Below are 11,332 nucleotides of genomic sequence, written 5' to 3' on the forward strand. Positions count from 1 at the left end.
GAGGCGCGGCTTGCGGCAACGGCGCGGCGACAGGCTCCTCCGACACCAGCGTCAGGTCCGGAAAATCCGTCTCGGGCGCTGATGCCTGGGGCACCAGGAACGTCTGCGCACCAGTGCCGGTCGGCTCCATGCTCGGTACCAAAGGCGGTGTCTGCGCCTGCAAGGTCAACTCGGCACCGGACGCCTGCGCTGGGTTCGCAGGCGTCGGCCCCACGGGTACCGTGGGTGCCGGGCCGGCGCCGGTCGCAGACGCGTCCAGCTTGCGCTTGCGGGAGTCCTCCTCTGCCCGGCGGAGCGCGTCGAGCAACAAGCTCATGGCCGGCGCCCCACAGGCACCGGTGTACCGATGGAAAGCTGGCTACGGATAAAGGAGGCGTCGCCGTCAATGCTCGAATCGCGCAGGATGGTGGGACGCAGGAAAATGACCAGTTCACTTTTGTTGGACTGGTTGCTGCGGACCTTGAACAGTTCGCCGACAACCGGCACATTGCCCACGCCGGGAATCTGGTCCGTGGCGTTGTTCTGGTCGTCCTGCATCAGGCCACCCAGCACCGCGGTCTCGCCGTCCCGCACCTTCATGATGGATTCGAACTCGCGTGTCTGAATTTCAGGAATCCGGTTGGTGACACCGGCAAGCGCCAGCGCCGGACTGGGATCATTGACATAACTCATGATCCGGGACACCGACGGACGCAGGTTCAGCGTGATTTCACTGTCATCACCTACCTGGGCCGTCACATTCATGAGAAAACCCACCGGCACGGTGTTGATGGTGGTGGTGTAAACCGCTGCGGTGGGGGCTACGCCAAGGGATCCTGGGGTTCCCGGCGTCACCGAGATCGTGAAATACACCTTGTTGTCCACCACCTTGAGCAGCGCAGCCTGGTTGTTCATGACACTGACCTTGGGGCTGGAAAGCACACGGGTCTTGCCGAACGATTCGAGGAGGCGAACCGTGCCCGCAATGTCCGAGCGTCCGGGTCCGGTCCGCGCAAAACCCAAGGTGCCAAGAAAAGGTGGATTGCTGCCGGTCAGCAAGGCACTCCCTCCCCCCGGCGCCTGGATGAACGAAAGCGCGGTGTTGCCCACGCTCAGTGCGTTGCGGATCACCGACCAGTTGATGCCCTGCTGGTAGTCGTTGGAAAGGCCGACTTCCACAATGGTGGCCTCGATCAACACCTGGCGCCTGGCATTGCCCACCACCTGGTCGAGAAACTCGCGCACACGTGCATGCTGTTTGCCCGTGGCGCGAACGCTGATCACGCCCGTCTCCGGATTGGCGATCACCGAGGCGGCCTCGCGATACAGCGGTTGCGGCGCGGGAGCCGCTGCGGGCGCAGCTGTGCCGGTGATGGTTCGGGCGGCAGCGCCCAGCGCGCCGGCCACGGACGTGGCAGGTGCCGGCGCAGCGGGCACCGCAGCAGGCGCGGCGGCCGTGGTTTCAATGACCTTGTCGGTTTCCCGGAGCAGGTCACGGAGGTTTTCCGTGAGCGTGACCCAGAACCGGTTGTTGGACGTGTTGCGAATGGACGCGGACGAGGAGTTGCCGGTGCCCGAGGCGGTGCCCTGCCCCGTGGTCGCGACCTGCGACTCGGAACCGGTGCTGCTGACCGAATCGCGCGAGATGTTGGGGTAGTCCGCCTTGTACAGCCGCAGAAACGGCGCATCGGGCAACACGAACAGGTTTTTGCCGTCCAGCTCGTACCGCATGTCCACCTGTCGTGCCAGGCGATCCAGTAGTTCGGAAATCGTCTGGTCCAGCGCATTGAGCGTGACGGTGCCGGTTATGCCCGGGTGAATATCGAGGTTCAATTTGGCATCGCGGGCCAATGCAAACAGCAGGGTCTGAACGTTGACGTTGCTGACCACCACGCTGTAGGTTTCCTGAGGTTTGACCGCCCGGGGCGCGGGCAGACGCGGTGCGCCGGCCGAAAGCGGGGGAATGCTGACGACCTCGCTGGAAGCCTGGGCGAGCGGCGGAACCGGGGCGGGCTCATCGACCAGGTGTCCCCTGGACATGGGTGGCGGCGGTGTGGCACAGCCTGCCAGCACCAGCGCGGCCAGCAAGACCGGCTTCCAGGCGGGGCAAAGGGTTTTCAAGGGACAGGTTCCTTACGGATGGCGTCGAGGCTGCGCACAACCGGGTTGTAGCGCCTGATGGCAGCAGGAGCAGATTGAATGAACGCCAGGGCGTCCGCACGAGTGTCGAAGTGCCCTGCATAGAGGGCGTGGGAGAGCTGGCGCTGGTAGAGCCGGTTGTGGACGAGCACCGGCGCGGCGGACTGCGCAGCGCCATCCAGCGCCGCCTGGACTTCGTTGGCCATCGCCAGCAGCTCGGCATCCCGCGGGGCGCGCTGGGACAGCAGCTGAACCGTGAACCCCTGGCTGGAGGGCCTGGCAATGAACTCGTCCGTGGCCTGCATGCGAACGGCCAGGGAGTTGTCCTTCAGCTTCGCCACCAGCGCAGGCTCGGCGAGCGACGCTTTGGCAGCAACAGGCGACGGCGAATGCGGGGCTGCAGGGACTGCACCGGTGGCTGAACTGCCGGACGGGGCAGCGGCAACAGCAGCGGCAGCTGGTGTTGGTGTTGGTGTTGCAGCGGAAACGACCGGACCTTGCGCCACGCGGGCGGCCGCGACCGGCTGTGATGGCGACGGCGGCTGGCTGGCGGACGGACGCAAAGCCGCCTCGGCAACCAGCGGCGTCACCGGCTGGGTCATCGCCACGCGCTCATTCCTGTCCGGTCCGCGTCCACCACCCAGAAAATACCCCACGCCCAGGGCGACCAGCACCCCGAAAGCTGCCAGCGCAGACCGGCGCCACAGGCCTGCAGAGTGTCCGCCCGTGGTGGAAGCAAACAGGCTGGCGCGCCTGGTGGTTGGCAGGCTGTCGCCGACCGCGCGGCGCACCTGGTCGATACCCACTTGCGGCACGCCTTCCGCATACGCGGCCAGCAGGGACTTGTCGGCCAGCATGTTGAGCTTGCGAGTACGGCCTTCGGAGGCCTGAACCAGCAGGCGCAGCGCGGCAGCATCAAACAGCTCGCCCCCCTTCCATCCGGCCTTGTGCAGGCGGAACATCAAGTAAGCCGACGCGTCCTGGGCATCGAGCGGCTGCAGTTCAAACCGGTGGCTGATCCTGTCCTTGACCTGCCTGAGTTGCGGCGCGGCCAGCAGTTCGTCCAGCTCGGGCTGGCCGAACAGCACAATTTTCAGCAGCTTGTTCTGGGTCGTCTCCAGGTTGGACAGCAGGCGGATTTCCTCCAGCGTGGTCGCCGGCATGCTGTGGGCCTCGTCAATCACAACGACCACGCGCCGGCCCTGGGAGTAACGCTCGATGAGCACGGACTCCAGCGCCGCCAGCATGTGGGCGCGGTTGCCTTGCGGCGGCTCGGGCATCAGGTCGCGCGCAATGGCGCCCAGAATTTCGTCGCGGTCAAACACCGGGTTGGCCAGGTAAACCGTGTCCGACGCCAAGGGCCGCAGCCGCTCCAGCAACATGCGGCTTAGCATGGTTTTGCCCATGCCGATTTCACCCACCACGCTCACGATTCCCTCGTCATGCATGGAAGCGACGATCAATCCTTCGAGGATGTCGCCACGCTGGCCTCCGGTAAAGAAGAGTCCTGTGTCGGGTGTAATTCGAAAAGGATCCGTCGACAAGCCGAAGTGATCTAGGTAAAGAACACTCATGTTTTCAAATACTTGTTAAGGAATGCTCATGTTGCGCATGGTCGTTTTCCAAGGGCGCTTGTAAGAAGGATTATGCGTTTGAAACCGAAAATGCAAAAATTTGTTACACCCCCAAAGGGAGCGACTGTTGCTTTCCGGGAATCAAGGGCGTGGCCGCGGGACGGCCACCCTTGGCCGTGCACATTCACGAAAAGGGCATCCGGGCGCCCGAGCGGCTGACGCGAGGACGCCAATTCTTGCGGTTGGAGCGGGACAGGCGGCCGGGCCGGCCGGCGCCAGTCAGTGACGCGCCACCGTCTGCCCGGACGGCGCGCGCCCAGCCCCGGAAAATGGGCGGGGGTGGGGAAATTTGTTGTTGTCGTCAGGCAGCGTGAACGCGCCTGACGACGCAGGGTTGCCTAGAGCAGCTTGCAGCCGGTCTTGGCCTGCAGGGCCTCAAGGGTCACCCCGGGTGCCAGTTCAACCACTTTCAGGCCCTCCGGCGTGACATCCATCACGGCCAGGTCGGTGATGATGCGGTCCACCACACCGACCCCGGTCAGGGGCAAGGTGCATTTTTCGAGGATTTTCAGGTCTTCCGTGCCGTCTTTCTTCTTCGCGACATGCTCCATCAGGATGATGACCCGCTTGACGCCGGCCACCAGATCCATCGCGCCGCCCATGCCCTTGATCATCTTGCCCGGAATCATCCAGTTGGCCAGGTCGCCGTGTTCGCTGACCTGCATGGCCCCCAGGATGCTGAGGTTGATCTTGCCGCCGCGAATCATGGCAAAGCTGTCGTGGCTGCCGAAAATCGACGAACCCTTGATGGTGGTCACCGTCTGCTTGCCGGCGTTGATCAGGTCGGCGTCCACCTCGTCTTCATACGGGAAGGGGCCAATGCCCAGCATGCCGTTTTCGCTTTGGAGCCACACCTCGATGTGGTCGGGCACGAAGTTGGCCACCAGCGTCGGGATGCCGATACCGAGGTTCACATAAAAACCGTCTTCGAGTTCCTGCGCCGCGCGCGCGGCCATTTGGTCCTGGGTCCATGCCATGTTCGTGCTCCTCAAACTTTACGGTCGCGGGTGGTGCGCTTTTCAATGCGCTTCTCGGGCGTGGGGTTGTGCACGATGCGGTGCACGTAGATGCCGGGCAGGTGGATGTCGTCGGGCGCCAGCTCGCCAGTGGCGACGATGCGTTCCACTTCCACGATGCAGATCCTGCCCGCCATGGCAGCGGCCGGGTTGAAGTTGCGCGCCGTCAGATTGAAGCGCAGGTTGCCCGAGCGGTCGGCGATGTCGGCCTTGACCAGCGCCACATCAGGCACCAGCGAGCGCTCCATGAGATAGGTTTCACCATCGAATTCGCGCAGTTCCTTGCCTTCGGCGACGAGGGTGCCGACACCGGTCTTCGTGAAAAACGCCGGGATGCCGGCGCCGCCCGCGCGCAGCTTCTCGGCCAGCGTGCCCTGCGGTGTGAACTCCAGCTCCAGCTCGCCGGCCAGGTACTGGCGCTCGAACTCCTTGTTCTCGCCGACATAGCTGGAAATCATCTTTTTGATCTGCCGGGTCTCGAGCAGCTTGCCCAGGCCGAAGCCATCGACACCGGCATTGTTGGAGATCACGGTGAGGTTTTTGACCTGGCTGGCTTTCAGCGCTTCGATCAGGGCCTCGGGAATGCCGCACAGGCCAAAACCACCGACAGCCATCAGCTGACCGTCCTTGACGACGCCCTTCAAGGCCTCATCAGCGGAGGGGAAAATTTTATTCACAGAAATCTCCTGCAGAGCTTCAACACGAACTTCAAAAGCCTTACGATACTACCTAACTACATACGTAGTTATCCCTAAAGTCAAACCCGCACTCCCGGCTCACCTGCACCACCATGGACATTGATTACCGCCTGGCATTCGACATGGCTCCTGTGGGTCTGGTGCTGTCGCGCAACCGGGCCATTGTGGACTGCAACCAGCATCTGTGCGAGATGTTCGGGGCCACGCGCGAGCAACTCACCGGCCAGTCCTTCCAGATCCTCTATCCGAGCGCGGACGAGTATGAACGCATAGGCGCGCGCATGCTGCCCATTCTCAATGCCAAGGGACACTACGCCGACGACCGCATCATGAAACGGGTGGACGGCCGCCTCAAGGGCGAGACCTTCTGGTGCCATGTGACGGGGCGCGCACTGAACCGGGCGGCGCCGCACGAGTCCGGCATCTGGACCTTCGAGGACCTCAGTTCACGCCGGCCCGTCAAGGCCGAACTCACCGCGCGCGAACGCGAAGTGGCCGCGCACCTGATGGACGGCCTGACGTCCAAGGAAATCGGCCGCGCCCTGGTCATCAGCCACCGCACGGTGGAGATCTACCGCGCCCGCCTGATGCGCAAGTACAAGGCCTCGACGACCGCTGACCTGGTGCACAAGCTGATGGCGGGTTGAGTCAGACGCTCCTCTATTGATAGCAACTCCCGCCCGCCCACAAAGGGCTGACGGCATTTTTGACTCCTATTTTTCTAAATCATCACCTTGGACACCCGCGCAGGCCTGTCGGCCAGGTGGTCTTGGGCGTAGCCGCGGTCGGTCGCGGCCAACTGGTCGAACGGCAACGCCTGCTTGACCAGCACCACGGTGCACGGCGCTGCCATGGCAACGCGGATGGGCACCGTGGCCAGCAGCCGCTGCATCTGCAACCCGTGGGTGGCCGCACCCATCACGATCATGCTGACCTGGTTGCCTTGCGCATAACGCAGCAGGGCCTGGGCGACGTCCCCGTTTTCGAGGATGTGGAAAGACACGGTCTGGCCGCTGAGGTCCAGCGGCTCGGCCCATTGCCGCAGCATGCCGAGGTAGCGCCGGTGCACCGTGGTCTCGCTGGAGGCGCTATCGTGGCCCGGCGTTTCTGACGGGTCGATGACACTCACACAGGCCAGCCGTGCACCGGGTACGGTACCAAGGGCACGCGAGACCGCCCCGCGCAGGGAGTACAGGGTGGCATCACTGACGTCACGGTTGGGAACCGCCACCATGATGATGGGCACCTCGTCGATCTGCCGTGACGGCAGTGCGCTCGGCTGGTAATGCATGCCGGCGGCGCGCACCCAGCGTTTGAGGTGCGCCCAGAACCCCGTGGCCCGGATGCGGCGTCCACGATCGGTCACCTGCACCTGCTGCGGATGGGACAGGTCGAAGGCCAGGTGCGCGGCGGACGCATAACGCCGCGCGGCCTCCGGTTCCAGACAGCGCAGGATCACTTCCTGCAGCCATTCGGGCAGCTCAGGGCGCCACTTGCGCGGCGGCACCGGGTCCATCCACAAGCGCTGGCGCAAACCGCCGCTGGTCTGCGGATTGCCAAACGGCAGCTCACGCGTGGCCAGCTCATACAACATGACACCGATGGCAAAAATGTCGCTGCGCGGATCACCACGCATGCCCACCACCTGTTCGGGCGCCATCCAGGTGGGCGATCCCACGGCGGGGCGCAACTCCTCCGCCAGCAGGTCCGGGTAGTGGGCGTGGCAGGACAGGCCGAAGTCGAGCAGCACCGCCAGGCCGTCCGGCCGGATCAGCACGTTGGCCGGCTTGAGGTCCAGGTGGCAGACGTCCTGCAGGTGCAGGCTGTGCGCGGCCTGCGCCACGGCCGCGCCCAGCCGGGCGATCTCTTCAGCCGGCAGCGGCGCGCGGTTGTCGTCCAGCCATTGCTGCAGGGTGCGCCCGGAAACCTGTTCCATGACCAGGTAAGGCAGCTGCGTCAGGTCGCCGGCGGCCACCAGGCGCGGCACATGCGGCCCGGTAAGCACCGACAGGATTTGCCGCTCCACCTCGAACCCGACGATGTTCTCCGCGCCGTCGCCCTCGGTCATGCGCGGCACCTTCATGACCATGGGAAAGGGCCCGCGCTGCGCAGCACCCGCATAAGCGACCTGGTAGATGTGGGCCATGCCGCCGGCATGCAGGCAGTCGCCGACTTCGAAGCCGTCGATCACCGTGCCAGGCTCCAGCAGTTTCACAAGCCCTGCTCCAGCCGTTTCGCAAAGACCTCGGGCAGCCCCGCGGCCCGGATATCGGCCGCAGCCGCGAGATGGTCATAGGCGACCCGGTGAAAAGTCAGTTCCGCGCGGGCCGCATCAAACATCGCATACATCGCGCCGGTGTCCCCATCACGCGGCTGTCCGACCGATCCGACGGTGGCAATCCAGCGGCGATGCGGCGGTACCGGAATGGCGGCGCCCGCAGTCGGTTCAAAACGCAGGAGGCGCTGGCTCGCACCCCGGAAATAAAGGATCTGCTGGTGCACGTGACCGCCAAAGACATAACGCACGCGCGTGTCCGCACAGGCCGCATGGAGGCTGGCCTCGGCCCGGTGGCCGCTGTCGACATACAGCCAGCGCTGCGGCGCGTCGGCGCTGGCATGCACCAGAAACATGGCGCCGTCGGTGGCTGTCAGCGGCAGGCCCGCCAGAAAATCCAGGTCGGCGGGCAGCAGTTGCGAGCGCGTCCACGCTGCACCACCCGCATCCATCGTGCCGGCCTGGTCGTGCGGAGCCACCGCCAACGCATCGTGGTTCCCACGCAGGACGATCGCGCCGTCCCGTTCCAGTTCACGCAGCCGGCGCACCACCTGCGCAGGTTGCGCGCCGTAACCCACCAGATCGCCGAGCACGGCGAAACGCTGCGCGCCCTGGGCGGCGGCGTGGTCCATGCAGGCGTCCAGCGCGCGCAGGTTGGCATGAATGTCGGACAGCAGGGCAATTTTCATGAGTGGTTGGGCACATCATCGGCCCTGAACCTGATGCCAGGCTTGCATCCGCAACCGCCGGCATAGGGTGGCAGGCGTTCCTCAGGACGGCTACGCTTACCGGCCGGATAGCTATCATATTAATAGCTATTCACGCTTGCAGCTATTGGGCTGGAGGCCTAAAACACCTCAAACCAAGGCTGGTTGCGGGGCCAGCGCCAATGACCGGCGCTGACTGAGCTGTCCGCTCAGAGCGCGCCCGGGTCGGGCTCGCGGCGGATGGACTCGCGTGAACGGTGGTCGCGCAGCTTGTCCAGCGTGTGTTCAAGCACCCGCTTGAGCTTCTCGCTCGCGCCCCGGAAAGCTTCGTCCTGGCTGGCGGCGTGGTGGTTGACGGCCAGCGGCTCGTGGTGCGCAAGCCGCGCCTCGATCATGCAGCGCTTGTGGTCGGTGCTGGTCTTGTCGCTGTTTTCATCGCTCATGTGCACCTCGATCCGGGTGATGTCGTCCTTGAATCGGCTCAGCGACGCGTTGAGTTCCGTACTCGCCCAGCGCTCAAACGATTCACCGGTATGGATGGTGTGGTTGGAGTTGACTTGAACTTGCATGTCGTTTTTCCTTTCAGGTCGGCCAGCTGCGGCGTGCAGGCCGGGCTGCCATGGAGTCACACGGTGGCGACTGAAAATTCATTGTGCGCCCTGCCCGCTTGGCGCCATGTAGTCCGCGTTCCTTCACCCAGGTAGGGAGACTGAAAACCAGGGCTGTCTTTCTGCAGCACCAGATCGCAGGCATAAGGACAGTTTTGTGGCCTGCGGAGACGCCAGTCAGCGGCATCCGCGCGAAAAGGCATCGCCATGAAAAACGGACCCCGAAGGGTCCGTCTGTCACTCACCAGCCAGGCTGGATCATTTTTCACCAGAAGCGATTTCGCCTTTCTTGACAGCGGCGGCAGCAGCGGCTTTGCGCTTGGCCCGGGCGGCAGCGCGCTCCTGCTTGGTGGCCACCTTGGCGGCACCGGCGCCCGTCTCTTCACCAGGACGGCGCGTGGTCGCCTTGGCGGCAGTGTCCGCGCCTTCCACTTTGCGGGCAGCCTTGGCGGTGGCCTTCTCGGCAGGCGTCGCCTTGGGCATGGTCTGGCCCTTGGCTTGTTCCGGATCGGCTTCGCCCCCTTTGGTCTGGGCAAAGGCATTGACGGCCAACATCTGGGCAAGAACGAGGCTCACGGGAAGCAACAGTTTTTTCATGAAAAATCTCCAGGATGGTTGATGAACAAGGCAATGAAGTATTTCATGCGGAGGGTATTGCGAACTTGAGCTTTATCAACTGCAAAGCATGAACCGGAACTGCCCCCGCGCCGCATGCGGCTTCCCGCCGGTACTGCCGCACGGAAGCAGCGAAACAAGGTGAAAGTGATGGTTTCGAGCCCAAGACAAGACGCAAGCCTCAGCGAAGGCGCGCTTTCATGCTTCGATATTTTCGGGTTGCAGTACTAGGGTGCCGTGAGCTGCCGCTGGTACTCCTTGCGTTTCATGTCGAGGTAGGCGGCGCGGTCAACCTCATGCAACTGGCGAGCGTATTTCTCGGTCGCTGCGAACCAGCCCTCCAGACCTTTCTCCAGCCGTTGCGACGGCGGCGCCGACAGTGCGTCGAGGTAGGTCTCGATCGCGAGGTAGTAGCGCATCGTGTTTCGCTCCACCACGCCGCGTACCCCGCCGATAAGCGACTGCGGCTCGCCAGGAGAACCCGCCGCGACTGGCGTGAAACCAACCTTTCCGCGGCCCAGGGTTGCCAGGTACAGCTGCATGGCGACACGCCCGGTGCGCCCGTAGGAGAACGAGTACCGCATGTGAATGAAGCTTTGGCCTGCCGCAATCGGAATGGCCTCCAGCAGGATGCGGTAGTCGTGGGTATCCAGCGGGCCATCGGCAGCTTCAAGCTCGATGTCCAGGTAGTCCGGCTGTACGACCGCTGCGCGGTAGGAAAAAAGAACCGTGGAGGCCTCCACCAGCGGCCGGTCATGCTTGCGACCGATCCGTACATCCAGCTGAGGCGCCCCCCCGGCGGTTCTGGCGCGGCAGAACTTGATGTTCAGGTGCAGGATCAGCATGTCACACCAGTGCCGGGGGTCGCTCAGCGCAGCACTGACTTCCCCGAACGGGTGCTTGACCAGGGCATAGACATCACCCTCCAGCTGCTCGGCGCGTTCCGTCGATTCCAGGTACAGGGGACCCTGGAATTGATTGCTGGCAAGTTGGGGACCCAGGGCAACGAGTTTGGCACGCAAAGCGGCCGGACCGAGGGCCTGTGAGCCGCCGGCACTCCAGGCGGGCATGGACAGCCCGAGCCAGAACGGCACCACAATCAGGTAGCGGGCGACCCGCGGAATGGCATGGACAAACCACATCATGTTGCCATTATTGGCAGCTGTTTCGCCACGGGCTTTGCGGCAGGTCAAGACCCGTCCAGCCCATGCACAGGAAAACCCGACCGGCCGGCGGTTTACGTGCTACTTGCCGTCAATCACCTCGGCCGCGCTGCGGAAGGCATCCACCGCCGTGGGCACACCGCAATACACGGCCGCGTGCAGCAACACTTCCTGTATCTCCGCTGACGTTGCGCCGTTGTTGAGCGCACCGCGCACATGCGCCTTGAGTTCGTGCTGCTTGCCGAGCGCCGTGAGCATGGCCACCGTGATCAGGCTTCGCGTCTTGAGCTCCAGGCCCGGACGTTGCCAGACATCGCCCCAGGCCTTGGCGGTGATGTGTTCCTGAATGGGACGGGTGAAATCGGTGACGTTGGCGAAAGCATTGGCTACAAAGTCTTCGCCCATCACCTGCTTGCGGGTGGTCAGGCCCTGTTCAAATGCCGTGTTCATGGATGTCTCCGGAATGAAACCGCCAGCATAACGCGGCCCGTTTCTGCC

11 protein-coding genes are annotated in these 11,332 nt (G+C 64.0%); 1 reads left to right on the forward strand and 10 read right to left on the reverse strand.

What is annotated here, in order from left to right; translation table 11 throughout:
- Positions 1-312 precede the first annotated feature (312 nt).
- From mshL to AAG813_RS08720, 4 genes are all read right to left on the reverse strand, one after another.
- Entirely contained in the window at positions 313-2,100 is a 1,788-nt protein-coding gene (gene mshL / locus AAG813_RS08705; RefSeq protein ID WP_341913945.1) for a pilus (MSHA type) biogenesis protein MshL, read from the reverse strand.
- The gene (locus AAG813_RS08710; protein ID WP_341913947.1) at positions 2,097-3,566 is read right to left on the reverse strand and encodes an AAA family ATPase; all 1,470 of its coding nucleotides are present in this window, start codon (positions 3,564-3,566) and stop codon (positions 2,097-2,099) included. Before AAG813_RS08710 ends, mshL begins: the two co-directional genes overlap by 4 nt.
- A gap of 524 nt (positions 3,567-4,090) precedes the next feature.
- On the reverse strand, positions 4,091-4,729 hold the full coding sequence (locus AAG813_RS08715) for a CoA transferase subunit B (RefSeq protein ID WP_293595499.1): 639 nt from the start codon (positions 4,727-4,729) through the stop codon (positions 4,091-4,093).
- An 11-nt stretch (positions 4,730-4,740) separates the two neighbouring features.
- Positions 4,741-5,445, reverse strand: a complete 705-nt coding sequence (locus AAG813_RS08720; RefSeq protein WP_341913952.1) for a CoA transferase subunit A — start codon at positions 5,443-5,445, stop codon at positions 4,741-4,743.
- Positions 5,446-5,558: 113 nt separating this feature from the next.
- Between AAG813_RS08720 and AAG813_RS08725 the strand changes: the two genes are divergently transcribed.
- Positions 5,559-6,113 (forward strand): PAS and helix-turn-helix domain-containing protein, encoded by a 555-nt coding sequence (locus tag AAG813_RS08725; protein WP_096699128.1) that lies wholly within the window; start codon positions 5,559-5,561, stop codon positions 6,111-6,113.
- A gap of 74 nt (positions 6,114-6,187) precedes the next feature.
- Here AAG813_RS08725 and AAG813_RS08730 read toward each other — a convergent pair whose 3' ends face one another.
- The 6 genes from AAG813_RS08730 to AAG813_RS08755 form a co-directional block, all read right to left on the reverse strand.
- Positions 6,188-7,681 carry a bifunctional serine/threonine-protein kinase/universal stress protein gene (locus AAG813_RS08730; RefSeq protein ID WP_341913955.1) on the reverse strand — a complete coding sequence of 498 codons (1,494 nt, stop codon included), beginning with the start codon at positions 7,679-7,681 and terminating at the stop codon, positions 6,188-6,190.
- Positions 7,678-8,430, reverse strand: coding sequence for a metallophosphoesterase (locus AAG813_RS08735; protein ID WP_341913956.1), 753 nt, complete (start codon positions 8,428-8,430; stop codon positions 7,678-7,680). The genes AAG813_RS08730 and AAG813_RS08735 overlap by 4 nt, the downstream gene beginning before the upstream one ends.
- A 227-nt stretch (positions 8,431-8,657) precedes the next feature.
- Positions 8,658-9,017 (reverse strand): HPF/RaiA family ribosome-associated protein, encoded by a 360-nt coding sequence (locus AAG813_RS08740; RefSeq protein ID WP_341913958.1) that lies wholly within the window; start codon positions 9,015-9,017, stop codon positions 8,658-8,660.
- A 297-nt stretch (positions 9,018-9,314) separates the two neighbouring features.
- The gene (locus AAG813_RS08745; protein WP_341913960.1) at positions 9,315-9,653 is read right to left on the reverse strand and encodes a hypothetical protein; all 339 of its coding nucleotides are present in this window, start codon (positions 9,651-9,653) and stop codon (positions 9,315-9,317) included.
- A 245-nt stretch (positions 9,654-9,898) separates the two neighbouring features.
- Positions 9,899-10,816: a hypothetical protein gene (locus AAG813_RS08750; protein ID WP_341913962.1), complete on the reverse strand. Its 918-nt coding sequence runs from the start codon at positions 10,814-10,816 to the stop codon at positions 9,899-9,901.
- A gap of 99 nt (positions 10,817-10,915) precedes the next feature.
- The gene (locus AAG813_RS08755) at positions 10,916-11,284 is read right to left on the reverse strand and encodes a carboxymuconolactone decarboxylase family protein (RefSeq protein WP_341913964.1); all 369 of its coding nucleotides are present in this window, start codon (positions 11,282-11,284) and stop codon (positions 10,916-10,918) included.
- Positions 11,285-11,332: the final 48 nt, after the last annotated feature.

The organism is Polaromonas sp. YR568 (assembly GCF_943371715.1).
Taxonomy (GTDB): domain Bacteria; phylum Pseudomonadota; class Gammaproteobacteria; order Burkholderiales; family Burkholderiaceae_C; genus Polaromonas.

What these genes read in the sequence shown, in the direction of transcription:
- AAG813_RS08710 (WP_341913947.1), bottom strand. Translation starts at nt 3,566, where the DNA reads ATGCATGACGAGGGAATCGTGAGCGTGGTGGGTGAAATCGGCATGGGC.
- AAG813_RS08715 (WP_293595499.1), bottom strand. Translation starts at nt 4,729, where the DNA reads ATGGCATGGACCCAGGACCAAATGGCCGCGCGCGCGGCGCAGGAACTC.
- AAG813_RS08725 (WP_096699128.1), top strand. Translation starts at nt 5,559, where the DNA reads ATGGACATTGATTACCGCCTGGCATTCGACATGGCTCCTGTGGGTCTG.
- AAG813_RS08735 (WP_341913956.1), bottom strand. Translation starts at nt 8,430, where the DNA reads ATGAAAATTGCCCTGCTGTCCGACATTCATGCCAACCTGCGCGCGCTG.
- AAG813_RS08740 (WP_341913958.1), bottom strand. Translation starts at nt 9,017, where the DNA reads ATGCAAGTTCAAGTCAACTCCAACCACACCATCCATACCGGTGAATCG.
- AAG813_RS08745 (WP_341913960.1), bottom strand. Translation starts at nt 9,653, where the DNA reads ATGAAAAAACTGTTGCTTCCCGTGAGCCTCGTTCTTGCCCAGATGTTG.
- AAG813_RS08750 (WP_341913962.1), bottom strand. Translation starts at nt 10,816, where the DNA reads ATGATGTGGTTTGTCCATGCCATTCCGCGGGTCGCCCGCTACCTGATT.
- AAG813_RS08755 (WP_341913964.1), bottom strand. Translation starts at nt 11,284, where the DNA reads ATGAACACGGCATTTGAACAGGGCCTGACCACCCGCAAGCAGGTGATG.